The sequence below is a fragment of the Bradyrhizobium sp. BEA-2-5 genome (genome assembly GCF_032918025.1).
GTDB classification, from domain to species: domain Bacteria; phylum Pseudomonadota; class Alphaproteobacteria; order Rhizobiales; family Xanthobacteraceae; genus Bradyrhizobium; species Bradyrhizobium pachyrhizi.
This window is the reverse complement of record NZ_CP136629.1, coordinates 7813441-7839313: the sequence shown is the minus strand read 5'-3', so window position 1 is coordinate 7839313 and position 25873 is coordinate 7813441. Positions and strand designations below refer to the sequence as shown.

22 protein-coding genes and 2 pseudogenes are annotated in these 25873 nt (G+C 65.7%); 11 read left to right on the top strand and 13 right to left on the bottom strand.

Annotation, left to right across the window (positions count from 1 at the left end):
* Positions 1 to 10: 10 nt before the first annotated feature.
* Positions 11 to 502, bottom strand: a complete 492-nt coding sequence (locus tag RX327_RS36595) for an Lrp/AsnC family transcriptional regulator (RefSeq protein WP_028334605.1) — start codon at positions 500 to 502, stop codon at positions 11 to 13.
* A 147-nt stretch (positions 503 to 649) separates the two neighbouring features.
* Between RX327_RS36595 and RX327_RS36590 the strand changes: the two genes are divergently transcribed.
* The gene (locus RX327_RS36590; RefSeq protein ID WP_050385947.1) at positions 650 to 1960 is read left to right on the top strand and encodes an aspartate aminotransferase family protein; all 1311 of its coding nucleotides are present in this window, start codon (positions 650 to 652) and stop codon (positions 1958 to 1960) included.
* Between the two features lies 1 nt (position 1961).
* Here RX327_RS36590 and RX327_RS36585 read toward each other — a convergent pair whose 3' ends face one another.
* The 5 genes from RX327_RS36585 to RX327_RS36565 all read right to left on the bottom strand — a co-directional run bounded on the left by RX327_RS36585 (position 1962) and on the right by RX327_RS36565 (position 9571).
* Positions 1962 to 2744 carry a TIGR02186 family protein gene (locus RX327_RS36585; RefSeq protein WP_317248782.1) on the bottom strand — a complete coding sequence of 261 codons (783 nt, stop codon included), beginning with the start codon at positions 2742 to 2744 and terminating at the stop codon, positions 1962 to 1964.
* Positions 2741 to 3670: a sulfite exporter TauE/SafE family protein gene (locus RX327_RS36580; protein WP_317248781.1), complete on the bottom strand. Its 930-nt coding sequence runs from the start codon at positions 3668 to 3670 to the stop codon at positions 2741 to 2743. Before RX327_RS36580 ends, RX327_RS36585 begins: the two co-directional genes overlap by 4 nt.
* Before the next feature lie 347 nt (positions 3671 to 4017).
* Complete coding sequence (locus tag RX327_RS36575; RefSeq protein WP_050385919.1) at positions 4018 to 4860, bottom strand: hypothetical protein; 843 nt, start codon at positions 4858 to 4860, stop codon at positions 4018 to 4020.
* Positions 4861 to 5002: 142 nt separating this feature from the next.
* Positions 5003 to 8620: a hypothetical protein gene (locus tag RX327_RS36570; RefSeq protein WP_317248780.1), complete on the bottom strand. Its 3618-nt coding sequence runs from the start codon at positions 8618 to 8620 to the stop codon at positions 5003 to 5005.
* 363 nt (positions 8621 to 8983) lie between these two features.
* Positions 8984 to 9571, bottom strand: a complete 588-nt coding sequence (locus RX327_RS36565) for a PadR family transcriptional regulator (RefSeq protein ID WP_317248779.1) — start codon at positions 9569 to 9571, stop codon at positions 8984 to 8986.
* A 161-nt stretch (positions 9572 to 9732) separates the two neighbouring features.
* Between RX327_RS36565 and RX327_RS36560 the strand changes: the two genes are divergently transcribed.
* From RX327_RS36560 to RX327_RS36545, 4 genes and pseudogenes are all read left to right on the top strand, one after another.
* A complete protein-coding gene (locus RX327_RS36560) occupies positions 9733 to 10140 on the top strand; it encodes a nuclear transport factor 2 family protein (RefSeq protein WP_317248778.1) in 408 nt (135 codons plus the stop codon).
* Between the two features lie 218 nt (positions 10141 to 10358).
* Positions 10359 to 12146, top strand: coding sequence for an acyl-CoA dehydrogenase C-terminal domain-containing protein (locus RX327_RS36555; RefSeq protein ID WP_317248777.1), 1788 nt, complete (start codon positions 10359 to 10361; stop codon positions 12144 to 12146).
* Positions 12147 to 12219: 73 nt separating this feature from the next.
* A complete protein-coding gene (locus RX327_RS36550) occupies positions 12220 to 13428 on the top strand; it encodes an acetyl-CoA C-acetyltransferase (RefSeq protein ID WP_317248776.1) in 1209 nt (402 codons plus the stop codon).
* A 19-nt stretch (positions 13429 to 13447) separates the two neighbouring features.
* Positions 13448 to 15659: pseudogene (locus tag RX327_RS36545) on the top strand (FAD-dependent oxidoreductase).
* 305 nt (positions 15660 to 15964) lie between these two features.
* Here the strand turns inward: RX327_RS36545 and RX327_RS36540 are convergent.
* Both RX327_RS36540 and gstA read right to left on the bottom strand, forming a co-directional pair.
* A complete protein-coding gene (locus tag RX327_RS36540; RefSeq protein ID WP_244482368.1) occupies positions 15965 to 16351 on the bottom strand; it encodes a hypothetical protein in 387 nt (128 codons plus the stop codon).
* A 284-nt stretch (positions 16352 to 16635) separates the two neighbouring features.
* Positions 16636 to 17253 carry a glutathione transferase GstA gene (gene gstA, locus RX327_RS36535; RefSeq protein WP_028334618.1) on the bottom strand — a complete coding sequence of 206 codons (618 nt, stop codon included), beginning with the start codon at positions 17251 to 17253 and terminating at the stop codon, positions 16636 to 16638.
* A gap of 130 nt (positions 17254 to 17383) precedes the next feature.
* Between gstA and RX327_RS36530 the strand changes: the two genes are divergently transcribed.
* The 3 genes from RX327_RS36530 (at position 17384) to RX327_RS36520 (ending at position 20068) form a co-directional block, all read left to right on the top strand.
* On the top strand, positions 17384 to 17908 hold the full coding sequence (locus RX327_RS36530; RefSeq protein ID WP_317248775.1) for a MarR family winged helix-turn-helix transcriptional regulator: 525 nt from the start codon (positions 17384 to 17386) through the stop codon (positions 17906 to 17908).
* Positions 17909 to 18001: 93 nt separating this feature from the next.
* Entirely contained in the window at positions 18002 to 19369 is a 1368-nt protein-coding gene (locus tag RX327_RS36525) for a glutamate--cysteine ligase (protein WP_317248774.1), read from the top strand.
* Positions 19370 to 19561: 192 nt separating this feature from the next.
* On the top strand, positions 19562 to 20068 hold the full coding sequence (locus RX327_RS36520) for a PAN domain-containing protein (protein ID WP_317248773.1): 507 nt from the start codon (positions 19562 to 19564) through the stop codon (positions 20066 to 20068).
* Between the two features lie 103 nt (positions 20069 to 20171).
* Here the strand turns inward: RX327_RS36520 and RX327_RS36515 are convergent, their stop codons facing one another.
* From RX327_RS36515 to RX327_RS36495, 5 genes and pseudogenes are all read right to left on the bottom strand, one after another.
* Entirely contained in the window at positions 20172 to 20738 is a 567-nt protein-coding gene (locus tag RX327_RS36515) for a nucleotidyltransferase family protein (RefSeq protein WP_050385926.1), read from the bottom strand.
* Positions 20735 to 21082, bottom strand: coding sequence for an MmcQ/YjbR family DNA-binding protein (locus RX327_RS36510; RefSeq protein WP_050385948.1), 348 nt, complete (start codon positions 21080 to 21082; stop codon positions 20735 to 20737). The genes RX327_RS36515 and RX327_RS36510 overlap by 4 nt, the downstream gene beginning before the upstream one ends.
* 108 nt (positions 21083 to 21190) lie before the next feature.
* Positions 21191 to 21961: a signal peptidase I gene (gene lepB / locus RX327_RS36505; protein ID WP_317248772.1), complete on the bottom strand. Its 771-nt coding sequence runs from the start codon at positions 21959 to 21961 to the stop codon at positions 21191 to 21193.
* Positions 21961 to 23384: pseudogene (gene tldD, locus RX327_RS36500) on the bottom strand (metalloprotease TldD). The gene lepB and the pseudogene tldD overlap by 1 nt, the downstream one beginning before the upstream one ends.
* Before the next feature lie 273 nt (positions 23385 to 23657).
* Entirely contained in the window at positions 23658 to 24104 is a 447-nt protein-coding gene (locus RX327_RS36495) for a winged helix-turn-helix transcriptional regulator (protein ID WP_152977754.1), read from the bottom strand.
* 143 nt (positions 24105 to 24247) lie between these two features.
* Between RX327_RS36495 and RX327_RS36490 the strand changes: the two genes are divergently transcribed.
* Genes RX327_RS36490 through RX327_RS36480 form a run of 3 tightly spaced genes read left to right on the top strand, consistent with a single transcriptional unit; the run spans position 24248 to position 25789 of the window.
* Positions 24248 to 24640, top strand: a complete 393-nt coding sequence (locus RX327_RS36490) for a DoxX family protein (RefSeq protein WP_317248771.1) — start codon at positions 24248 to 24250, stop codon at positions 24638 to 24640.
* Positions 24641 to 24650: 10 nt separating this feature from the next.
* Positions 24651 to 25154 (top strand): DsrE family protein, encoded by a 504-nt coding sequence (locus tag RX327_RS36485; protein ID WP_050385949.1) that lies wholly within the window; start codon positions 24651 to 24653, stop codon positions 25152 to 25154.
* A gap of 35 nt (positions 25155 to 25189) precedes the next feature.
* A complete protein-coding gene (locus RX327_RS36480; RefSeq protein WP_244482371.1) occupies positions 25190 to 25789 on the top strand; it encodes a TlpA family protein disulfide reductase in 600 nt (199 codons plus the stop codon).
* The last annotated feature ends 84 nt before the right edge of the window (positions 25790 to 25873 follow it).

Genomic DNA, 25873 nt, shown 5'->3' with positions numbered 1-25873 from the left:
TTCGAACTCCTCAGCCCTCGCCGAACAGCGAGCTATCGATCTTGGTCGTCGATTTGACCTTTCGCAGGATGATCGTCGTGCGATAGCTCGCGATATCGCTGTCCGGATGCATGAGGCGGTCGAGGATGAACGATTGATAGCGCGCGAGGTCCGAGGACACGATCCGTAGCGAGTAATCCCAATCGCCGGCAATCATGCAGCATTCGACGACCTCCGGAAGGGCGATCACCTTCTTCTCGAAGCGCGCGAAGGATTCCCTGTTCTGTTGCTTGAGACGGACCTCGACGATCACGTCGAACCCGAGTCCAACCCGCGTCGGGTCCACCAGCGCCACATAGGAGTTGATGACGCCGGCCTCTTCGAGGGTGCGAACGCGTCGCATGCAGGGGGCGGACGAGAGGCCGATCCGTTCGGCCAGCTCGAGATTCGTGATGCGCCCCTCGACCTGCAGCACGTCGAGGATCTTCCGGTCGATCTCGTCGATCACGATCGTGGTTCCCATTTCTTTCGCATTTTCGATGTTTTACGCAATTGATTGTAGAAGAAGGGCTGAAATGCATCTCAAATCGCAATGTCATTGCCCTCCCGCGCGCATAAGATGTGATGCGAGGGTTCTTTGATCGCTGCGACCGAGCAGCAAGGAGCGGGCATGGCCGGAAATGACGACAAATCCTTTTGGGATCGCGCGCGGCGGCACCTCATTCGCTACGGTGGGACGTTCGCTCCCGTCATCATCGAGCGCGCCTCCGGGTCCTTCGTCTATGACGCCGACGGCCGGGCCATCCTGGATTTCACGTCCGGACAGATGAGCGCCGTGCTCGGTCATGGTCACCCGGAGATCGTCCAGACCATCACCGAGCATGCCGAACGGCTCGACCATCTCTTCAGTGGCATGCTGACGCGCCCAGTCGTCGCGCTGGCCGAACAGCTTGCGGGCCTGCTGCCGCCGGCGCTTGATCGCGTCATGCTGCTCAGCACGGGCGGCGAGTCGAACGAGGCGGCCATCAAGATGGCCAAGCTCGCCACCGGCGGCTTCGAGACCGTCGCGTTCGCGCAGTCCTGGCACGGAATGACGTCTGGCGCGGCCGGAACGACCTATTCGGCCGGCCGCAAGGGTTATGGTCCGGCGCCGGTCGGCTCGCTCGCGATCCCGACGCCGAACCCCTATCGCCCGCGCTTCGGCAATGCGGCTGATTGGCGGGCCGAGCTGGCCTACGCCTTCGATCTGATCGATCGCCAATCGACCGGCTCGCTTGCCTGCATGATCGCCGAGCCGATCCTCAGCTCCGGCGGGCTGATCGATCTACCCGAAGGCTACCTTGCCGAGCTGAAAGAGCTGTGCCGGGTACGCGGCATGCTGCTGATCGTCGATGAAGCCCAGACCGGCCTCGGTCGAACCGGCGCCATGTTCGCTTTCGAGCGCGACGGCGTCGTGCCTGATATCCTGACCTTGTCGAAGACGCTCGGCGCCGGCCTGCCTCTGGCCGCGGTCATCACCTCCGCCGAGATCGAAGAGCGGTGCCATGAACGTGGCTTCCTGTTCTACACGACGCATGTGTCGGATCCGATGCCGGCTGCGGTCGGCCTGAAGGTCATCGAGATCATCTTGCGCGACCGATTGGTCGAGCGCGCCAGGATCGCGGGCACGCGGCTGAGGGATGGGCTCCTCGCGCTTCAGAATCGGTTCGAATGCATCGGTGACGTGCGCGGCAGGGGACTGATGCAGGGCATCGAAATCGTGCGCGATCGTTTCAGCAAGGAGCCTGACGAAGCGCTCGGAACGCGCGTCTCTCAGCGCTGCATGCAGCTTGGACTGAGCACCAACATCGTTCAGTTGCCCGGCATGGGCAGCGTATTCCGGATCGCCCCGCCGCTGACAATCAGCGACGACGAGATCGATCTTGGCCTCTCGATCCTCAGCGACGCGTTCGAAAGCGCATTGCAAAGCAGGGCTGGCTAGATCAATCCTTGCGGAACACGATTGAGGCCATCCAGCCGGTCATCAGCGCCATGAACGCGGTGATCAGGCCGTAGACAAGGCCGTTGTGCCGCGCCGTGGTGGCCACGAACTGCTCGAATCCGACCTTGACGATCTCGAACGCGGTCTCGGTCTTGGTCACCAGCGCGCCGTCGGAAAACAGCTTGATCTCGATCTCATAGGTCCCGATCGGCACCTCACCGGGCAGTGGAATGCCGGTGCGGAACAGCGTTGGTGTCAGGAACGTCACCGCCGAGGTCGCCTCACGGTACAGCCCGTGCTCGGAGCGCAGCCGCACGAAGGCGCTGCGGAACGCATCGTTCGGCACCACGTCGGCGTAATCGCCGCCGACCCGCTGCGTCAGCAGCACGTTGTTGAGCCCGATCTGCTGCCGCCTTGCGATCTCGGGCGAGGTGATCGCATCGAAGGGGCGGTTGGCGAACAGCGCGAGATAGCTCGGCACCTGCAGGAACTGCCGGTAGTCGGTGTTGATCCAGATGCCGAAGGTGCGCTCCTTGCGCCGTGTCACCATGTCGGCGCGCGGGCCCCTCACGGTGACGACGAGATCGTAAGCCGTGCGGTCGGCGGGCGTCGTGGCGTCCCTCTCGACCGAGCCGAACAGCACCAGCTCCTCGCCGGAATAGTTCGGTGTCACCGTGACGCGGTGGTTGGAGACCGACACGATCAGCCGCTCGGCATGAGCGGGCGCGGCCGCCAGGCTGGCGGCGGCGAGGCCGATGATCGCGAGCGCCGCGCGCAGCCTCATGGCGGGGCTCCGCCGGTTTCACGGATGCTGAACAGGTCCTGCGGCTGGATCACCAGCTCGATCGCGAAGCGGACGCCGACCGAGAGGATCAGCAGGCCGAGCAGCAACCGCAGCTGCTCGCCGCGGATCTTCTGGCCGGCGCGGGCGCCGAACTGCGCGCCGGTGACGCCGCCGACCATCAGGATCAGCGCCAGCACGGCGTCGACGAGGTGGTTGGTCACGGCGTGCAGCATGGTCGCGAACAGCATGGTGACGAGCGTCAGCACCATCGAGGTCCCGATCACCGTCGAGGTCGGCACCCTGAGCAGATAGATCATGATCGGCACCAGGATGAAGCCGCCGCCGATGCCCATGATGGCGCCGATGAAGCCGATCACGATGCCGACCACCACGACCGGAATCACCGAGAGATAGATCTTCGAGCGCTTGAACCGCATCTTCAGCGGCAGGCCGTGGATCCAGCCATGGCTGCCGGGCTTGCGCAGCGTGACGGGGCGGCCGCCGCGGGCGCGCAGCATCGCGCGCAGGCCCTCGGAGAACATCAGGCTGCCGACGGTGGTGAGCAGCACGACGTAGGAGAGCGCGATCATCAGGTCGAGCTGGCCGAGCGCGCGCAGGAAGGTGAAGGTCCACACCCCGAGCGTGGTGCCGAGCGTGCCTCCGATCAGCAACACCGCCGCCAGCAGCGGGTCGATCGCGCGTCTGCGCCAATAGGAAATGGCACCGGAGAACGAGGAGGCCGCGATGTGGCTCGCGACGGAGGCGACCGCCACCGCCGGCGTGATGCCGATGAAGATCAGCAGCGGCGTCATCAGGAAGCCGCCGCCGATTCCGAACATGCCCGAGACGAAGCCGACCGCGGCGCCCATGACGAGCACCAGGAAGACGTTGACCGGAAGATCGGCGATCGGAAGGTAGAGCTGCATGCGCGTCGCTTCTTGTCGGTTCGCCGCGAACTCGGCACAAGGCCGCATTACGGCGTGATGTCGTTCTGGTCGGGCATTCTCCGGCTGAACGAATCCGGTCGGCGCGCAAGACGCAGGCGAACGCGGGTCGATTGCCGCGTTCTTGCATAACCGAATTCGGCGGGGGGAGGGACTAAAGAATCCGCTCCCGGGGGCATTTTTCGCCGCATCCGGCCGCCGTGCTGCGGACGTGGTTGATGATTCAGATTAATGACGCCCGTGTCGCCTTGTTTGAGCATGATCTCCGCGCAAACGCGTTCCGCGTTTGTCGCGAGGGAAAACCGCTCCGCACTTTGCCGGATCATGCTTTAGGGCCGATCGACAGGCCTGGTGATCAGGTTCAGCGCGAGCGCTTCCTTCGGGTTCAGCCAGCGGATATCGGAGGTTTGCGACATCGCCTCGACGATCGCGGAGGAGACGCCCATCTTGGTCATGTAGCCCAGCACCATGCCCTGGATGCGTTGTGCCTCGGCGAGGGGATCGCTGACCGGCGCGCTCGTCGTGAAGCGATGCACGCCAAGCCGCGAGCCCGCGATGCCATAGCGGGTCTGGCCGCCGGCATAGACCAGGACGCAAGCGCTGGCGCAGGACGCGGGGCGGAGCTTGCCCGAGGCATCGGCGGTGGCGACCGCGGTGACGAGCCCGCGCGTGCGGATGACCTCGCCCATGATGGCGGCCTGGTTCAGCGCGCCGCCGGGCGACGACAGCAGCACGACGTCGCCTGGTGCGAGACGCGCCTCGCTGAGCCGGTCGCGGAACCAACTCGCGCTGGCCGAGCCGATCTTGCCGCTGATCGCAAGCGCCCGCCGGCCGCGGCCCGATCCGTCGATGTCGACGTCGGGAATCACCGCGGACGTCATGCTGGCCGCGATGTAGGTCTCGCGCCAGAAGTCCCAGGCGCCCGGCGTCGACAGGTCCCGGTAAGCCTGGATGGCGACGCTCGACAACAGCAGCACGAAGATGATGATGGACCAGAGCGAGAACCGGAAGGCGCGGGGCGGCGATGCCGCGTTCCCTTGCGGCGTCGGCGGAGGCGAGGCCGAGGGGCGCGGGGCAAATGGAGACGGCGCCTGCCGCGGCGGCGCAACCCGGGGACCGGTCGGCGACGAACGGTGGCCCGTTCCATCATCCTGGCGATCGTCGACAGACAAGCCTGACCCTCCGGAACGTACGCCGACGGCGCGGAACTGCGCGCCTGTCTACACGGCCGAAGGTCGGAGGTATAGGACAGCGGCGCCGTCAAGGCGCCGCAGCCGTCTCGAACCTAACGCGCGATGAGATTAGGTTGAATCGTCATCGCGCCTTAGCTCTTTGTTTGAGCTTGATCTTTTCGGAAAACCGCTGCACACTCTTCCGGATCATGCTGTAGTGAGCTGGAGCGGCGAGCGCCGCTGTCCGCTTCGAGGGTTGCTTGACCGGTTTCGCCGCTGCGGGCTGCGCGGCCGCGCCATCCCAGCCGCCGGCGGGCGCTGCGACATTGACGGCATCGTCGGGCTGCGGCTCGGCGCTGAAAGTCTGGATCGCGAGCTTGGCGGCGGCGAGCGATTGCGGGTCGAGGCGCTTGGCGACGTCGTCGCGCTTGCCGGCCGCGTCCGCATCGCCCTGCGCGGCCGCCAGGCTGAACCATTTGTAGGATTCGGCGAGGTTCTGCTCGACGCCGATGCCGCGGGCATAGAGGATGCCGAGGTTGAACTGGCTGTCGGCGACGCCGCGATCGGCCGCCTTGCGGAACCACTGCGCCGCGCTCTTGTAGTTGGCGCCGCGCCCACCGCCGTCGGCGTCGAGCACCGCGAGATTGTGCATCGCCTTGGCGTTGCCGCGCTCGGCGGCCTGGGTGTAGTAGCGGCGGGCGATGTCGGCGTCCTTCTTCACGCCAAGGCCCTTTTCGTAGAGCGTGCCGAGGCGGAAGATCGCGGGCACCACGCCGGCCTGCGCCGCGCGGTCGTACCACTTCGCCGCTTCGTCGTAGTTCGTGGCGACGCCCTTTCCTTCGGCAAAACGCACGCCGATCTCGTAGGCCGCGGTTGCATCGCCCTTCATCGCGGCGGTGCGCAGCGCCGGACCACCGATTGCATCGGGCAGCTTCTCGCCCGCCGGGATCTGGATCATGGCGAGCTTGCCGCCGAGCGGCGGCGCGGTCGGAATCGTGCCGGTGACGTCGTTAGCAGCGGCCGTTGGCGCCGCGGTCGGCTCAGGCGCGACGGCGGGTGCGGGCGCGATTGCCGGTGGGATCGTCACCTGCGCGCTGTCGAGCGTGTTCGGCGCCGGAGTATTGTTGGACTGGCGGCCGAGCGGGGTCGGCGAGGTCATCGACGGCCCGGGCACGCCAGACGGCGCAGCCGGGGCGGGCGCGAAGGAATTCTCGGCAGGCGGCTGCATGGGCGGCGTGGCCGGCTCGCTATGCTCGATCGCCGGCACCTGCGGCGCGGAGCTGGTGTCGAGCAGGTTCATCGCCATCTTGAAGGTGCCGAGCACGATCACGACCACGCTCGCGCCGACCAGCAGCGAGCGGATCTTCGCGGTGATGGTCGAAGGCTGTGCCTCCGGCGCGCCAGTCGCCGGCGCGCCGGCCGCAACCGTGCCGGCCTTGGCGGCAGCCGCCTTCGCGGCCTTGTCGGCCTTCTCCTTGGCCTTGGCTGCAGCCTTGCTCGCGGCGCGCGCCGCCTTCTCGTTGACGGGTTGCGCGGCAGCGGCCTGCGCGGCGCGGCGCGCGGCGGCGATGAAGCTCGATGTCGAGACCGGCTCCTTCTTGCCGGCGGGAAGATCGCTGATCGCGCGCTCGGAATCCGCGATCCGCTCCGACGGCGAAGCGACGCGGCCGGAGGGGCGTGTGCCCGGCTCGAGCGGATGATCCGGCGGCAATTCCGGCGCGAGCGCGGTCCTCGCGGGCGCGGTGTGCGGCTCCAGGATTTCGCTGATCGCACGCGGCGGCAGCGGCGGCGGCGGCGCGCTCTCGACCGGCTGCGCGGCATGGAATTCGCGCGGCGCGGACATGAAGTGCTCCTGCGCCAGCGCAGGATTGGGCAATTCGGGCCTGTACGATTCAGGCTTGTACGCTTCAGCTTTGGACTGCGCGATCGGCTGCGACATCGCCGGGCGCGGCATTTCCATCCGCGGAGCTTCCATCCGCGACTCGGCCGGCGCGGGAGCAGGCGGCGCGGTGCGCACCGCGCGCAGATCGCCCTCGATCATCGAGAGGCGATCGACGACGTGGCCGAGTGCGCTGTGCACGGCCTCGAGCGAGTCCTGGGTGTGCCGGTTGGTCTCGGCCTGGCTGAAGCGGATGTCGGAGAGCTCGCGCTTCACCATGTCGACGATGCCGCTGTCCATCATCGGCTGCGGCGAGGAGGTGTTGACGTTGCGGGCGGCGTCGGCAAGCGAGGCGATGTGGGCGTGCTGCGCCTCGAGGTGCCGCATGATGTCGTGCAGCGCTTCCTCGACCCGGCCGAGATTGCCGGAGCGCTGGTCGGCGGACTCCAGGCGCTCGAGCAGATAGGAGACGCGCTGTTCGAGATGGGTGAATGCCGACGAACTGTCGTTGCCGACCTGCAGGCGGTCGATCCGCTCCGACAGCGAGCGCAGGGCGCCTTCGATGGCATCGGTGTTGTCATAGCCGGCCGGCCGCTCGCGGGTCTCCAGCGTCGAGGCCAATGCGGCAATGCGTTGCTCGATCCCGGCGAAGGCATCGCCATGGCTCTCGGCGCGCGACATCTGCGACAGCTGGTCGACCTTCGCGGCCAGCGCATGCACGTCCCCGGAGAGCTGCAGCAGCGCCTCGTTGGAGGCCACGTTCGAGACGATGCCGCGCAGCGCCGAGATCGCGCCTTCGAGCTGCTGCACTGTCGAGGGATCGTCATTGGCGCGCAGGATCAGATCGAGCTTGGCGCCGAGATTGCGGATCGCCTCGTCGTAACCGGTGAGTTGCTCGGCCGGCGTCAGCGTGCGCAGCACCTCGCGGATTTCCGACAGCGCGCGTTCGATGCCGGCGATCGCCTGGCCCTGGCCGTTGCGGCCCTCCTGGCGGAGCTCATCGATCCGGTGATGCAGCGAGCGGATCTCGTTCTCGATCGATTCGATCGCGCGCCGCGGCATCGCCTCGGTGATGGCGGCACGGATTTCGGCAAGCTCGCTGCGGAAGGCGTTGATCGCCTGCTCGGTATTGTCGGGACGCTGCAGCGACTCGATCTGGCTCGTGATCTTGAGCAGGTGGCGCTCGAGCGATGAGAAGTCGGGTCCGGCCGGCGCAGGCGGCGGCGCATAGGCGGCCATCGGCGGAGCCGATTGCGGCATCGGCGGCGCGCCGCGCGGCGGCATCTGCCGTTGTGCCGATCCATCGAGCTCGTTCTGGCGCGCGGCGATCTCCGCGATCGCGAAATCGAACGAGGCCGGGCTCAGTGGCGGCGAGGGGCGATAGACCTGGGCTGCGGCACGCTCGACCGCCTCCGCCTGGCGCAGCCTCTCCTCCAGTTGCCGGTCATGCATCTGCGGCTCGCGCTGCATCTGCGATTCACGCATCGGCTGTGGCTGCGGTTCGCGCGCCGGCTGCGGCCGCGAAATTTGCGACAGCCGGGCATCGAGGCGCGAAATCGCGTCGTTCAGCTGCCGCGCGACGGCGGGCTGGCCGCGCGGGACTTCGGCGCGCACCGCTTCGGCGCGCGTCAGAGGCTTGGAAATCCGTTCGATCTGCTGGGTGATCGCGTCGAGCCGCTGGTGGATGTCCGCGACTTCGCGGCTCTCCCGGCTCGGCATCGGCTGCCGTTGCTCCATGCGCCAATCCGGCGGGCTCGGTTCACCGACGGTGGAGTTGAGCCAATCGTTGAGTGACATGCCGGCTCTGCGCGCAGCAGCTTCGGCCCGCTCCCGGACGGATGGATCGATGCCGTCAACACTCCACGATACGCGCGAATTCATGACTCTGTCCGGTTCCGACTCCGGCGCCCCACCCGGCGCCTCCAGCCTCCCCACGCATTCCCGTTAAGAGACAATCGAATTCTGCGCCGGGCGTCTGCCTCAGCTGCTGACTTTTTCCCGTCACGGTAAATAACGGGTTAAGGAATGCGGCCAACGGGCGCTAAAGTTAGGGAATCCGGGAACCTGTTGCGCCGGATCAGGACAGCGACTTGTGTCGCCGCCAAATTTCTCCTTCCCCCTGAAAAGGGGGAAGGTCGGGATGGGGGTTTGCCGCGGGCGACGCTGTATGTGGAGCGAGCGGATCCCCACCCGCTTTGCTCTGGCGAGCAAAGCGACCTCCCCGTTTCAAGGGGAGGTGGGTGCCTAGCCGTTGCTTTCGCGCTTGCCGTCGTCGAGCGGCAGCACGTTGCTGCGGCCGGACATTGCCGAGAGCGCGTCGAGCGCCTCGCCGCACCATTCCACCACCATGTGCTCATGGCGCATGCCGAGGCGCAGGCTGAGCATCTTGCCGACATCGGCCGGCGGCGCGGTGCCGTCGGGAAAGCGCTTGTTGAGCAGGCGCTCATAGCGCTCATATCGGTCGCGGTGATGCTCCAGCCGCGCCATCAGGTCGGTGCGCAACGGCTCGATGTCGACGCAGTCGAGCGCATAGAGCCGGACCAGAAGGTCATCCTTGATCGAGGGCGGCACGCTCGGCCGCGCCGCCCAGTGCTTCAGCGCCGCGCGGCCTTCGGCGGTCAGGGTATAAACCAGCTTGTTGGGCTTGCCCGATTGCACGACCTCGCGGCCCTGGATGTAGCCGCGGTCGCGCAGCTTGGAGAGCTCGCGGTAGATCTGCTGGTGGTCGGCCTTCCAGAAGAAGCCGATCGAGGAATCGAACGTCTTGGCGAGCTCGTAGCCCGTCATCGGACGTTCCGTCAGGCATGCGAGGATCGCGTCGCCCAGTGCCAACGCCCACCTCCATCTCAGTTCCCAAGACGACCATTCTCAAGCTCGCTTGACTTTATGCGTTAGTGTGCATATGCGTCAATATGCATATGGTGATCGGCGTGCCGCCCTGTCGCGCGCGGCCGATGTTCAGGCTTCTTAACCCCGCCGCAGGAGACGTCCGAATGAGCAAGCCGGGCCTCGACAAGTGGTACGCCTACATGAAGTCTCATGACCGCACCGCGCTCTGGGATCTTCTGCACCCCGACGCCGTGTTCGAAAGCCCCGTCGTTCACACGCCGCAGCGCGGGCGCGACATCACCTTCAAATATCTCTCCAGTGCCGAACAGGTGCTCGGCGGTCCGACCTTCACGTATCTCGGCGAGTGGCGCAATGACACCGGCGCCGTGCTCGAATTCAAGACCATGATCGACGGCATCGAGATCAACGGCGTCGACATCATCAGCTTCGACGGCGAGGGACGCATCACGCACTTCAAGGTGATGGTGCGTCCGCTCAAGGCGATCAACATGCTGCACCGGATGATGGGCGAGGAGTTGATGAAGCAAAGCGGCGCAACGTCGCAATCGTAAAGCATGATCCGGAAAAGTGCGTAGCGGTTTTCCGAAAAGATCATGCTCAAACAAAGAGCTAAAGCGCCATGACGTTTCAAGCCAATCTCATCGCGCTTTGGTGGCGATAGCATCTGCCGCGGACCTCCGGAACCGGATAAGGTCCGCTCCAACAAACCCAAGGACGCGCTGCGCAGCGTCCGTCGCATATGCGGCCACGTGCCAGCCGGGAGACCAGCATGCCGATCTATAAAGCCCCCGTCGAAGACGTGAACTTCCTGCTCAACGACGTCTTCCAGATCGACCGCTACGACAATCTGCCGGGCTTCTCCGATGCGTCGAGCGACGTGCGCGAGGCGATCCTCGGCGAAGCCGCCAAGCTCGCCGAAGAGGTGCTGCAGCCGCTGAATCGTGTGGGCGATCTCGAAGGCTGCAAGCGCGCTGACGACGGCAGCGTCACCACGCCGAAAGGCTTCAAGGAAGCGTTCAAGCAGGTCGTCGAGGGCGGCTGGCTCGGCCTGTCGGCGCCGACCGAATATGGCGGCCAGGGCCTGCCGGTGACGCTGAGCCAGGCGGTCAACGAATTCCAGATCTCCGCCAACATGGCGTTCTCGATGTATGGCGGCCTGACCATGGGCGCGACCGCGGCGCTGCTGGTGCACGGCACGCCCGAGCAGAAGAAGATCTACGTCCCGAAGATGGTGGCCGGCGAATGGACCGGCACCATGAACCTCACCGAGCCGCATTGCGGCACCGACCTCGGCATGCTCCGCACCAAGGCGGTGCGCCAGGCGGACGGCAGCTTCAGGATCACCGGCACCAAGATCTTCATCTCGGCCGGCGAGCACGATCTCGCCGATAACATCATCCATCTCGTGCTCGCCCGCATCGAGGGCGCGCCGGCCGGCATCAAGGGCGTGTCGCTGTTCGTGGTGCCGAAATTCCTGGTGAACGCCGATGGTTCGATCGGGCAGCGCAACGGCGTCGTCTGCGGCTCGATCGAGCACAAGATGGGCATCCACGGCAACTCCACCTGCGTGATGAACTACGACAACGCCACCGGCTGGCTGATCGGCGAAGAGAACAAGGGCATGCAGGGCATGTTCGTGATGATGAACGAGGCCCGTCTCGGCGTCGCCGTGCAGGGCCTCGCGCAGTCCGAGGTCGCCTATCAGAACGCCGTCGCCTATGCCCGCGAGCGCATCCAGGGCCGTTCCCTCACCGGCGTCAAGGCGCCGGACAAGCCGGCCGATCCGATCATCGTGCATCCCGACGTGCGCCGCACGCTGCTGTCGATCCGCGCCTTCAACGAGGCCGCGCGCGCTTTCGTGATCTGGACCGCGCTGAAGAGCGACGTCGCCCACCGCTCCGAGGATCCCAAGGACCGCCAGGCCGCGGACGACCACATGGGCCTGATGACGCCGGTGCTGAAGGGCTTCCTCACCGACTACGGCTTCGCCAACGCGGTGCAGGCGCAGCAGATGTATGGCGGACACGGCTATATCGCCGAGCAGGGCATGGAGCAGTTCGTGCGCGATGCGCGTATCGCCATGATCTACGAAGGCGCCAACGGCATCCAGGCGCTCGACCTCGTCGGCCGGAAGCTGCCGCGCGACGGCGGCCGCGCCATCATGGCCTTCTTCGGCGAGGTCATGGCCTTCGCCAAGGAGAATGGCGGCGACGAGGCACTGAAGCCCTTCATCACGCCACTCTCCACCTCGCTCGGCCACCTCCAGCAGGCCACGACGTGGCTGATGCAGAATGCGATGGCGAAGCCGGACAATGCCGGCGCTGCCGCAACCGACTACCTGCATCTCTTCGGCTTCGTCGCGCTCGGCTATATGTGGGCGAAGATGGCCAAGGTGACGCAGGACAAGGCCGCCGCTGGCACCACGCCGTACCTCAACACCAAGCTCGTGACCGGCCGCTTCTTCATGGAGAAGCTGCTGCCGGAGACTGCCGTGCATCTGGCCCGGATCCAGAGCGGCAGCGCCACCACGATGGAATTGGCCGCGGAAGCGTTCTGAAAAATTGTCGCCGCACCGCTGCGGCGGCGTGTCCTTCCGTATATATTATGATCCTCATATCAAGGAGGGCGTCATGCCTGAGGCATTCATCTACGACCACGTTCGCACCCCCCGCGGCCGCGGCAAGGCGGACGGCGCGCTGCACGAGGTCACGGCGCTCGCGCTCGCCACCGTGCCGCTGAAGGCGCTGAAGGACCGCAACAATCTTCCGGAAGATTCCGTCGACGACGTCATCCTCGGCGTGGTCGATCCCGTCGGTGAAGCCGGATCCGACATCGCGCGCTTCGCCGCGCTGAAGGCGGGCCTCGGCGACGCCGTTCCCGGCGTGCAGATCAGCCGGTTCTGCGCCTCCGGCCTCGATGCCGTGAACTTCGCTGCGGCGCAGATCATGAGCGGCCAGCATGAGCTGGTGATCGGCGGCGGCGCCGAATCCATGAGCCGCGTCGGCATCGGCGCCTCCGGCGGCGCCTGGCCGATGGATCCCTCGATCGCGGTGCCGGCCTATTTCATGCCGCAGGGCGTCTCGGCCGATCTGATCGCGACCAAATACGGTTTCTCGCGTGACGACGTCGACGCCTACGCCGTGCAAAGCCAGCAGCGCGCGGCCAAGGCCTGGGACGAGGGGCGCTTCGACAAGTCGGTGGTGCCGGTGAAGGACATCAACGGCCTCACCATCCTCGCCAAGGACGAGCACATGCGTCCCTCGACCACGATGCAGTCGCTGGCGCAGCTGCAGCCGTCGTTCACTATGATGGCGCAGATGGGCGGCTTTGACGGCGTCGCGGTGCAGTCGCATCCCGAGATCGAGCGCGTCAACTACGTGCATCACGCCGGCAATTCGTCGGGCATCGTCGACGGCGCCGGCGCCGTGCTGCTCGGCAGCAAGGAAGCGGGCGCGAAGCACGGCATGAAGCCGCGCGCGAAAATCCGCGCGTTTGCCAACATCGGCTCCGAGCCGGCGATGATGCTGACCGGTCCGGTCGACGTCACCGAAAAGCTGTTCGCGCGCTCGGGCATGAAAAAGTCGGACATCGACCTGTTCGAGCTCAACGAGGCCTTCGCCTCCGTCGTGCTGCGGTACATCCAGGCTTTCGACATCGACAGCGCCAAGATCAACGTCAATGGCGGTGCCATCGCGCTCGGCCATCCGCTCGGGGCCACCGGCGCGATGATCCTCGGCACCGTGCTCGACGAGCTCGAGCGCACCAACAAATCCACCGCCCTTGTCACGCTGTGCATCGGCGGCGGCATGGGCACCGCGACCATCATCGAGCGGGTGTGAGGCGAGGGGAGCGAGCAACATGGCCTACAAGAATTTCAAGGTTGAGACCGACGCAGACGGCATCGCGCTCGTCACCTGGGACATCCCGGGCCGTTCGATGAACGTGCTCGACGAGACCTCGACCCAGGAGATCGGCGAGATCATCAAGCAGACGACCAGCGATCCCGCGATCAAGGGTGTCGTCATCACCTCCGCGAAAGAGGCGTTCTGTGCGGGCGCCGACCTGTCGATGCTCGAAGGCATGAACCAGGCCTATGCGAAGGTCTTCAAGGAGCAGGGCGAGACCGCGGCGAACCAGATGCTGTTCGACCAGAGCCGCCGCTTTTCGCTGGTGCTGCGCGATCGAGACGTCGGGCAAGCCGTGGGCGGCCGCGATCAACGGCCTCGCGCTCGGCGGTGGCTTCGAGATCACGCTGTGCTGCCACTATCGCGTCGCCGCTGAGAATCCCAAGACCCGCCTCGGCCTGCCCGAGGTCAAGGTCGGCCTGTTCCCCGGTGCCGGCGGAACGCAGCGTGTGCCGCGCCTGGTGCAGCCGGCGGACGCGATGCAATTGCTGCTCAAGGGCGAGGCGGTCAATCTGACCCGCGCCAAGGCGCTGAACCTCATTCACGCCGTGGTGCCCGCCGCCGACCTCGTCAAGGCGGCGAAGGACTGGATCAAGGGCGGCGGCAAGGCCGTCGCGCCCTGGGACGAGAAGGGCTTCAAGCTTCCGGGCGGTCCGGTGTTCTCCAAGGCCGGCATGATGATGTTCCCGGCCGGCAACGCGATCTACCGCCGCGAGACCTACGACAATTATCCGGCGGCGCGTGCGATCATGAGCTGCGTCTATGAGGGCCTGCAGCTGCCGATCGACGCGGCGCTGCGCGTGGAATCGCGCTACTTCGCCTCGGTGCTACGCTCGAAGGAAGCGGCCGCGATGATCCGCAGCCTGTTCCTCTCGATGCAGGAGCTCAACAAGGGCGCGCGCCGTCCGAAGGACGTAGCCCCGACCAAGGTGAAGAAGATCGCGGTGATCGGCGCCGGCTTCATGGGCGCGAGCGTCGGCTACGTCTCGGCCCGCGCCGGTCTCGACGTCGTCCTGATCGACCGCGACCAGGAGAGCGCCGACAAGGGCAAGGGCCACGCCAAGACTGTGGTCGACGGCCTGATCGCCAAGGGGCGGATGAAGCAGGACGCGGCCGACGCCATCCTGGGGCGGATCTCGGCCACATCAGACTACAACGTGATCTCGGACTGCGACCTCGTCATCGAGGCCGTGTTCGAGGACCGCAAGGTGAAGGCCGAGACCTTCGCCAAGGCGCAGCAATATCTCAAGCCCGACGTGATCTTCGCCTCGAACACCTCGACCCTGCCGATCACCTCGCTGGCCGAGGGCTTCAAGGACCAGGGCAAGTTCGTCGGCATCCACTTCTTCTCTCCGGTCGAGAAGATGATGCTGGTCGAGATCATCAAGGGCAAGAACACCGGCGATCTCGCGCTTGCGACCGCGCTCGACTACGTCCGGCAGATCGGCAAGACGCCGATCGTCGTGAACGACTCTCGCGGCTTCTTCGCCAACCGCTGCGTCGGCCGCTACGTCGCCGAAGGCAACGAGATGTTCCTGGAAGGCGTGCCGCCGGCGATGATCGAGAACTGCGCCAAGATGGCCGGCATGCCGGTCGGCCCGCTCTCGTTGTCCGACGAAGTCGCGCTCGACCTCGGCCTCAAGATCATGAAGGCGACGGAGGCCGATCTCGGCCCCAACGCCATCAATCCCGATCAGAAGAAGCTGATGGTGGAGATGGTCGAGAAGCAGGGCCGCCTCGGCCGCAAGAACAGCAAGGGCTTCTACGATTACCCCGAGAAGGGCAAAGGCCAGAAGAGCCTGTGGCCGGGCTTGTCAGCGCTGCAGCCGAAGCAGCTCGACCCTGACACGCTCGACATCGAGGAGCTGAAGCAGCGCTTCCTGGTGGTGCAGGCGGTGGAGGCCGCGCGCACGGTGGAGGACCACGTCATCACCGATCCGCGCGAGGCGGATGTCGGCTCGATCCTCGGTTTCGGTTTCGCTCCGTTCACCGGCGGCACGCTGTCCTACATCGACTTCATGGGTACGAAGAAGTTCGTCGAGCTCTGCCGCAAGCTCGAGGCGAAATACGGCTCGCGCTTCACCCCGCCGAAACTGCTCGAGGAGATGGCGGCGAAGGGCGAGACCTTTTACGGCCGCTTCGCGCCGAAGAAGCAGGCGGCGTAAACTTCTGAGGCGAACTCGCGCAGGATCAAGCCGGTCATCGATCCGACTTGATCCTGTTGTGCGACGGTCATGCGCGTCAAAGTCCCGCCACGCTCGTTCCCCACTGGCACCACGCTGCTGGCATCACTCTTGCTCGTCGATCGCCGGGGCGACGATCAGCGTGAGGGTGTCGTGCGATGAGTTCTGCGTTCAAGGAAGGTGCCGCGGAGATCGCGGCGAAGGATTCCTTGTCTTCCCTGCGGTCGTCGCGGTGGCGGAAGCCGCTGCGTCTGCGGGGCAAAGGCCCGTCATGGGCCGGCCTCGCGCTACTCGTTCTGGCCGCGGATTTTGTGCTCGCCGCGACGGTCTGGCAGGCCGTCAATTTCTTCCGCCATTGAGCCGTCAGTCTCCGGTGAGAGCAAGGCGCCGGCGAGATAGGCGAACTGGTTGAAGGCGAGACAGGCGACGACGATCGGAGCGCCGGTGGCAAAGGAGAAGCCGTCGGATTGGAGCACGATCGCCGCGAGCACCGCGACCAGCGGCGACTCCAGCATCAATGTCCAAACCCGAAAGTACAAACTGGTTGCCAGCCCAACCAGGGTGCTGGTCAATAAAAGGGTAAAGGCGATCGTCACATTTTTAGACCAGTTGGAGCGGAGGGCGCGCCGCAGGTCATAGTCGGTTAGTTGGATCGCTCGAACAAGGACGGCCACGCCCTCAGCCGAAAGTAGTCTTAATCGGTAGAATGCCGATTAAATTGATTTTGTTCCAGCACGTCTTGAAGGTTTGCACCGTTCATTTCTCCCTGAGGCGCGGTGGACCTGGTCGGCCGGCGGCTTCATCAGATAGGAGAGCACCATCCGCTCGGTGGTCGGGACAAACGCCTCGACCGGCATGCCCGGCAGCAGATGGGTCGTGGCCAGCTTCTTCCTGTCGAAAATTGTCGGCAAGGGGCCGGCCGCGTGGTGCCACGAGGCCGGCCATGTTCGGTGCGAGCTCAGGCCGCCTTGAGCAGGCCTTCCTTCTTCAGCGCCTCCTGCACCTTCGGGCGCGCCGCGACGCGGGCCTTGTAGGCCGTCACGTTCGGCAGGCCGGAGAGATCGAAGCCGAGCCGGTCCTGCGCCCACATGATCATGGTGAAGAGGTAGCCGTCGGCGACCGTGAACTGGTTGCCCATCAAATAGTCGCGTCCGGTGAGCTGGCTCTCGACATATTTGAACTTGCCCATGGCGCGGTCCTTGAAGAAGGCCTTGGCGTCGTCGGCGAGCACGGGCGAGAACATCGGACCGAGATTCTTGTGCAACTCGGTCGTGGTGTAGTTCAGCCATTCGAGCAGCTTGTAGCGCTCGTTGGAGTCCCTCGCCGGCGCCAGCTTCTTGTCGGCGGCCTTGTCGGCGATCATCTGGATGATGATCGGCCCCTCGGTGACCATCTCGCCGGTATCGAGCGCCAGCGCGGGCACCTGGCCCTTGGGGTTCACCTGGAGGAAATCGTCGCCGTTTTCGAGCTTCTTGGCGCGGAGATCGACCTTGACCAGGTCGTAGGGCAGCCCGGCCTCGAGCAGGGCGATATGGGGGGAGAGGGAGCAGGCACCGGGGGTGTAATAAAGCTTCATAGGGGTATTCCTTCCCTTGTTCTTGGCGTCCGGAGAGGGATTGCCTACATGCGCCTGCATGAAATAGTCAAGATTGATGCAGATGCATTCAGTGCGGTACAGTCGGTGCCGGGACCCTATGAGCTAGACCATGAAACGCAAACCATCGACCGAGGCAACAGCCGCCTGGATCCGCCTGATGCGGGTGCAGAGCCGCGTGCTCGATTGCGTCGAGCAGGACTTGAAGAAGGCCGGCTTCCCACCGCTGGCCTGGTATGATGCGCTGCTCGAATTGTCGCGGGCGCCCTCGGGCGAGCTGCGGCCGGTCGAACTCGAGCGGCAGATGCTGATCCCGCAATATTCCACCTCGCGGCTGATCGACCGCCTGGTCGACGAGGGCCTGGCCTCGCGGCGCGAATGCAAGATCGACAAGCGCGGCCAGTTCGTCGAGATCACGGAAGCCGGCCGCGAGTTGCAGAAGCGGATGTGGGGCGCCTATTCGGCTGCGATCGAGAAATATGTCGGCTCGAAACTGTCCGATGCCGACGCCACCAGGCTGTGCGGTCTGCTCGACCGGCTCGGCTGCGCCTGCGGCGACGCCAAGGGCGACGTCAAGAACGAGACCAAGGCTGATAGCAAGGCTGCGCCCGCGCGAGACGGCGTGCCTGCCCGATGATATTGCTGATTCCATCATCCGCAGCCGTTGTGGCTCGCGGATGTCCCTGCCACCGCGCGCCTTCGATCGAAGCGCCCTTGAGTTGGATTATCTATGGCGCGAGACCAGATCGATATGACGCCGCTGCAATCACGCGACGAACTCGTCGCGTGGTTCGAGGCCGGCTGCAAGGAGTCCGAATTCCGCATGGGCACCGAGCACGAGAAGACGCCGTTCACGCTCGAAGGCCACCATCCGGTGCCGTACGAAGGTGCGCGCGGCATCGGCGCGCTGCTCGAAGGCATGAAGCTCCTGCTCGGCTGGGAGCCGATCATGGAGCAGGGCAACATCATCGGCCTCTACGACGTCACCGGTGGCGGCGCGATCTCGCTCGAGCCCGGCGGACAGTTCGAACTGTCCGGCGCGCCGGTCGAGAATGTGCACCAGACCCAGGGCGAGTTGATGGCGCATCTGGCACAGGTGCGCGAGATCGCAACGCCGCTCGGCATCGGCTTCCTCGGGCTCGGCATGACGCCGTCCTGGTCGCGCGCCGATATCCCGGTGATGCCCAAGGGCCGCTACAAGATCATGACCAATTACATGCCGAAGGTCGGTCAGTACGGCCTCGACATGATGTACCGGACTTGTACCGTGCAGACCAATCTCGACTTCTCCTCCGAAGCCGACATGGTCAAGAAGCTGCGCGTCTCGCTCGCGCTCCAGCCGGTCGCGACGGCGCTGTTCGCCAATTCGCCGTTCACCGAGGGCAAGCCGAATGGCTTCCTGTCTTTCCGGTCCGAGATCTGGCGCGACACCGACAACGCGCGCGCGGGCATGATGCCGTGGGCCTTCGAGGACGGCATGGGGTTCGAGCGCTATGTCGACTACGCGCTCGACGTGCCCATGTATTTCGTCAAGCGCGGCGAGGAATACATCGACGTGTCCGGCTCCTCGTTCCGGGATTTCTTCGCCGGCAAGAATGCCGCCTTCCCGGGCGAGCGTCCGACGCTGTCGGACTGGGCCAACCATCTCTCGACGATCTTCCCGGAAGTGCGGCTCAAGCGCTATCTCGAGATGCGCGGCTCCGACGGCGGTCCGTGGGGCCGCTTGCCGGCGCTGCCGGCGTTCTGGGTCGGGCTGCTGTACGACGACGTTTCGCTCGATGCCGCCTGGGACATGGTGAAGCACTGGACCGCGCATGAGCGTCAGGCCTTGCGCGATGACGTGCCGCGCTTCGGCTTCAAGGCGCGAATCAAGGACCGCTATCTGTTCGAGATCGCCAAGGAGTGCCTCGTTCTGGCACATGCCGGCCTGCGCCGGCGCGGCCGGATCGACCAGCTTGGCCGCGACGAGACCCGACACCTCGAGCCGCTCGATCGCATCATCGATTCCGGCCGGACGCCGGCGGAGGAGATGCTGGAGAAGTTCAACGGTCCCTGGAAGGGCTCGGTGGAACCGGCCTACCTGGAATACGCCTTCTAATCCCCGCTTGGGCCCCAATCCGGGCGTGAGGCGCGCGCGAACGGCGGTGGTGTCGCACCCGCCGTTCATCCGCCGTACAGGTTCATGGCGTTCAAATGACGCCCCGCGAAACGCGCGGGGCTGCGCGAATTTGAAAGCAATCTCATGGAGATAGGCCGCCTCTTTAGGGCGTGTGTGGTGATGTTTGCGGTCATGATGGCTGCTGTCGTCGCGCGCCCGGCACTGGCGCAGACCAATTTCGACCGTCCCGGCGGCGACTATCTCAATGCGCCGGTGACGACGGGCGATCCGGCCGATTGCGCGCTGACCTGCGAGCGTGACCGCCGTTGCCGCGCCTGGAGCTTCAACTATCCGACCGATACCAACAACAGCGCGGTGTGCTGGCTGAAGAGCACGGTGCCGGCACGGGTGCAGAACGTCTGCTGCGTGTCCGGGGTGCGCGGCGCGGGCGTGGTCGAACCGCGCAACGGCGCCATCGAAACCTCGATCGATCGCCTCGGCGGCGACTACAAGAATTTCGAACTGAAGAGCAGCGACGGCGACGAGGCCTGCAAGGCCGCCTGCACCGCCGACAACAAATGCCGTGCCTTCACCTATGCCCGCCCCGGCTACACCGGGCGCGAGGCGCGCTGTTTCCTGAAGAAGGAGATCAAGCCGCCGCGCCGCAAGGCCGGATTCACGTCGGGCGTGGTGCGGTGAATCCGTAGCCCGGATGGAGCGAAGCGTAATCCGGGACCGCGCTCACCGCGGATGGGCCTGTCCCGGATTTCGCTGCGCTGCATCCGGGCTACGCGACGACAGGCTACTCCGCCGCCAGCACCGTAATCTCCGGCCACAGCGCCTTCCAGCGCGCCGCCTTCGTCACATAGTTCGCCGGCGAAAAATTGGGGGTTCGGTTCGGCCGCACGATCATGCCGGCGACATCGTCGAAACCGTTCGGCGCATAGACGTCGTAGCCGCACGTGGTGCGACGGATGCCGATCTGCGTGTTTTCGGTGAGGAAGCGATCGATGCCGTCGGTCGAACGCGACAGCGCCGGGTAGGGCAGGCCGTGCTTGTCGGGATACCAGAGATGGACGCGGGCTTGGTTGCGCACCTCGATCGCAACACCGACATGGCGAAGCCGTGCCTTGAGCTCGCGGATCACCGCGTCCTCGGCCTCCCACGAGATATCCGGATCGAAATAGAAGATGTCGTGGTCGCTGATGCCATGATCGGGCGGCCGGCCGGTCAGCGCGTTCCACACGGTCTGCACCAGGCAGCCGGCGACCAACCACGCATCGGGCAGACCGAGGCGGTACAACTCGTCGGTGATGGCTTGATTGGCCGGGTTGCGCAGCGCCGCGGTGAGGAATTCGTCCTGGGTCACGACGAGGCGGTCGCGTCGTAGCCCCGGACCGCCTTCTTCGACGCCAGCGTGCGCCAGTGCCGGCGCAGCAACGGCTCGACGGTGGCGCGGTTGGCCTTCGACAGGCGGATCAGGACCATCGGGTAGTCGCGGTAATGATCGGTGAAGTAGAACACCTTGGGCTGATGCTCGACCAGCATGTCGCGCTCATCCGGCGGGACGCCCGGCATCACCAGGCTGTCGCCGTCCTCCTTGAGCCGCACCAGCATCTTGTTGCGTACCTTCAGCGCCGGCGTGCCGTAGGAAGAGCCGTCCTCGACGTCCGGCCACGCCAGCGCGATGTGCCTGATGTCGTCGAAGGTCACCGCGATCATCCCACAAGGAATGTAGCCCGGATGGAGCGAAGCGAAATCCGGGACATCTTGCCGAGTGGGAGATCCCGGATTGCGCTGCGCTCCATCCGGGCTACGCGTCTACTGCACCGAGGTGAAGAAGCGGGCGAGTCGGAAGCCTGAGAGCCAGGTCCACACCGGCTGACCGCGCATGCCGAGATCCCAGGAGCCGAGCACGGCATCGGCGCGGCCGATCAGATTGTCGATCGGCAGCAGGCCGACGCCGCCGGCGCGCAGCGGCACGCGGCTGTCGGCGGAATTGTCGCGGTTGTCGCCGAGCACGAAGAGATGCCCGGCCGGCACCGTCACTTCGGGCGTGTTGTCGAGCGGGCCGTTGTCGCGCATCTTGAAGATCAGATGCGAGACGCCGTTCGGCAGCGTCTCGACATAGCGATAGGCAGGCTCGCTGCCGCCACGGTCGTCCTCGGCGGCGCCGACGCCGTCGGGCTTCAGCTCGGCGGGACGGTCGTTGATGAAGAGCTGGCCCTGCCGCATCTGGATGCGGTCGCCGGGCAGCCCGACCACGCGCTTGACCCAGGCCTGCGAGCGATCGCCGGGCCAGCGGAACACGACGACGTCGCCGAGCTTCGGCGTCTCCGCGAACACCCGGCCGCTCTCGGGCAGGCTGATCTGAATCGGCAGCGACGAGGTGCCGTAGCCATAGGGGAATTTCGAGGCTAGCAGCGCATCGCCGATCAGCAGCGTCGGCTCCATCGAGCCCGACGGCACGTAGAACGGCTCGGCCAGCGCGCCCTTGGCGATGAAGACGACGGCCACGATCGCGGCCAGTTGCACGGCCTGCCCGCGCCAGCTGGTCGGCTTGGCCGTCACGACTTCGTTTCCGCTGCTCACTAGCCCGTTCCTCCGACCGTAATCCGTTCCATCCTGAGCGTCGGCTGGCCGACGCCGACCGGCACGCCCTGACCGTTCTTGCCGCAGGTCCCGATGCCGGTATCGAGCGCAAGGTCGTTGCCGATCATGCGGATGCGATGCAGGTCGGTCGGTCCGTTGCCGATCAGCATGGCGCCCTTCAGCGGTGCGCCGATCTTGCCGTTCTCGATCTTGTAGGCCTCGGTGCACTGGAACACGTATTTGCCCGAGGTGATGTCGACCTGGCCGCCACCGAAATTCGCGGCGAACACGCCGTTCTTGACCGAGGCGAGGATCTCGGCGGGATCGCGGTCGCCCGCGAGCATGTAGGTGTTGGTCATGCGCGGCATCGGCACATGGGCGTAGCCCTGGCGACGGCCGTTTCCGGTCGGCTTCATGTTCATCAGCCGCGCGTTCTGGCGGTCCTGCATGTAGCCGACGAGGATGCCATCCTCGATCAGCACGGTGCGGTTGGTCGGCGTGCCCTCGTCGTCGATCGACAGCGAGCCGCGCCGCGAGGCGATGGTGCCGTCGTCGACGACCGTGACGCCCTTGGCCGCGACCTGCTGGCCCATCAGGCCCGCAAACGCCGACGTCTTCTTGCGGTTGAAGTCGCCCTCCAGGCCATGGCCGACCGCTTCATGCAGCATCACGCCGGGCCAGCCGGCGCCCAGCACGACGTCCATCTCGCCGGCCGGCGCTGGAACCGATTCCAGATTGACCAGCGCCTCGCGCAGCGCGCCGTCGGCGGCCTCGCGCCAGGATCTGCTCTCGATGAATTCGGCATAGCCGGCACGGCCGCCATAGCCCTTGCTGCCGCTCTCCTGGCGGTCACCCTGGCCGGCGACGACGGAAATGTTCACGCGCACCAGCGGACGGATGTCGCGATAGCTCTCGCCATCGGGCCGCAGGATCTCGACGACCTGCCAGGTCGCGCCCAGGCTGACGCTGACCTGCCGCACCCGCGGATCCTTGTCGCGCAGGTAAGCGTCGATCTCGGCGAGCAGCTTGACCTTGGTCTCGAAGCCGGCCCATCCAGCGGGTTCTCGTCGCCATAAAGCTTGATGTTGGTGTGGGCCGGCGCCGCGGCGAAAGTGCCAGCATAGCCGCCGCGCACGGCGGCGACCGCGTCGGCGGCGCGAATCAGCGCCGGCAGCGACACGTCAGAGGAATGGGCGTAGCCAACCGCGTCGTCCTTGACGGCGCGTAGGCCAAAGCCTTGCGAGGTGTCGTAGGTCGCCTGCTTCAGCCGCCCATTGTCGAACATCAGCGCTTCGGTCTGGCTGTATTCCAGGAACAATTCGCCGTCGTCGGCGCCTTCAAGGCCGCGGGACACCTCGCGGCGGACGGCATCGCGGTCCAGATTGGCGCGGTCGAGCAGGGAGGTCGTGGCGGGATTGGTCATGGTCACTCCGACGCAATGCGATTGCTTGGCGATTCCTCGTCATCCTTGCCTGAAGCGCAACTGATTGCCAGTGGGGAACCCGGAAGCCAGGGATTTCGGGGAATTGAAGCAGAGACGAGCGGAAAACTCATCTTACAACCCGGAAACCTGTACCAGTCCCGGTTCAGGCCCGGACGGCGATCACCAAACATAGTGGTTGGGGTGGCAAACCGGGAGTGCCTGCGACTATGCGGTCGATCACAGTGCCCCGTCGGGCTCCTCACCTTGTCGTCATCACCTTGAGCGCCGATCCGCCTTCAGCGGCTGGCTTTCGCGCTCGGCTGCATCGCCCGATTGCGGCTTCGGCTGCGCGGTGCCCTGCGCCGAGGTCGGAAAGCCATGCTCCTGCGCCCAGCGGTACAGCTCGTCGAACACCGGCTTGAGCGCCTTGGCCGACGGCGTCATCTCGTACTCAACCCGTGGCGGCACCTCGGGATAGACCGTGCGCTTGACGAGGCCGTTGGCCTCGAGATCGCGCAGCTGTGTGGTCAGCATGTGCTGGGTCACGCCGGGGATCGACTGGCGCAGCTCGCCGAACCGGCGCTTGCGCTCGACCAGTTGCCAGAGGATGTCGCCCTTCCATTTCCCGGCCAGCACCGACAGCGCGCGATGAAATTGCGCCGACAGGTCGCCGTTGCACGGTTCGGACGCCGCCGGAGGCTCGGCAGGCTCAATAGTCATCTTTTTCATACTACCTCACAAAAAGCATCCTACTTGTTCTTTTCATCTTACTCCCGAATTTAGTGCACCGAAAGCCGCGGGCCAGCCGCCGATCGGTCGGGTGGCCGCGCGGCCCGGCCTTACGAACAACTCGGGAGTCATCAATGTCAGTTGCAGTTGCCGCGGCGCCGTCGCGCTGGAAATCCGTCAGCCTCTGGGTCGTCAGGGGACTGCTCGCCTTGGCCTTTGCCGCTGCGGGCGCCGCCAAGCTTTACGGCGTGCCGATGCTGGTCGAGGAATTCGAACACATCGGGCTCGGTCAATGGTTCCGCTACTTCACCGGATCGCTGGAGCTGCTCGGCGCGGTCCTGATCCTGCTGCCCCCGGTCGCGGCGTTCGGCGGCGTGCTGCTCAGCTGCATCATGGTCGGTGCCACCATCAGCCATCTGTTCGTGATCGGCGGCTCGCCGGTGCCCGCCCTCGTGCTGCTGACATTGAGCGCGATCGTCGCCTACGCCAAGCGCAGCCAGTTCGCCCTGCTCGCGAGCGCGCCGTGAAGTGAGCGCGATGCGAGTCTCTCGCCACAAGCTGACGGTCGTGACCGGGCTGGTGCTGGCCTTCGCGGTGCCGTTCGCCGCGACAATGCTGCTCACCGGTTCGGTAGCGGCGGTCTCCAAACCCGAGCCGAAGAAGCCGGAGCCGCGCGTGCACCACCTTGTGTTGCCGATCAACAGCGACGATCCGGCCACGATGCGGGCGCTGATCTCGACCGCGCTCAACCTCCCGAAATATTATCGGGAGCGCAACGAGCCGTTCGAGATCGAGGTCGTCGCCTACAATACCGGCGTCCATATGCTGCGCGCCGATACCTCGCCGGTGAAGGATCTGTTGCGGGTGGTGCGGGGGCTCACGCCGGACATCCGCTTCGTGGTCTGCGAAGCCACCAAGCTCGGCATGGAGCGCGCCGAGGGTCATCCGCTGGTCCTGCTCGATCATGTCGACCTGGTGCCGAACGGACCCGGGCGCATCATCGAATTGCAGGAAGCCGGCTGGTCCTACATCCGGTCCTGAGCGAGGTGACGATCAAGCCGAGCGGAGAACTTGTCATGACGTCAGCTCACGCACCCTCACGCCGCGCCGTCGTTGCCGCCATGATTGGCGCCGGCGCCTCGCTCGCAATGCCCACCGGAGCTGTGCGCGCAGCGTCGGGACCGCCGCAATTCGGCACCATCCGGCATCAGTTCACGCAGGTCGAAGGCGCCCGCCCGGTGCCGCCGGTGGCGATCCCGGCGATTGCCGGAGGCGCGATCGATCTCACCGCGTTCAAAGGCAAGATGGTGCTAGTGAACTTCTGGGCCACCTGGTGCGCGGCGTGCCGGACCGAGCTGCCGATGCTGGATCGCCTCGCCGCCAGCGGCCGCAGCGATCTCGTGGTCGTCGCTGTCAGCACCGATCGCAACCGCGCGCCGGTCGCGCCCTATGTCAAGCAGCTCAAGCTGCGCCATCTCGCGATCGGCTTCGATCCGGGCGGCCTCGTCTCGCGCGTCGACGCCGCCGAGGTCGACACGCCGTTCGCGCTCTACGGCATGCCGATCTCGTTTTTGATCGGCATCACCGGACAAGTCGAAGGCTACATGACGGGGGAGGCGGACTGGCTGTCCGCGGAGGCGAGCGGGCTGTTCGATTATTATGCGGGCGTCCGCTGAGATGGCATAGCCCGGATGAAACGCAGCGAAATCCGGGACTGGTTCATCCGCGATGAGATCGGCCCCGGATTGCGCTTTCCGGTG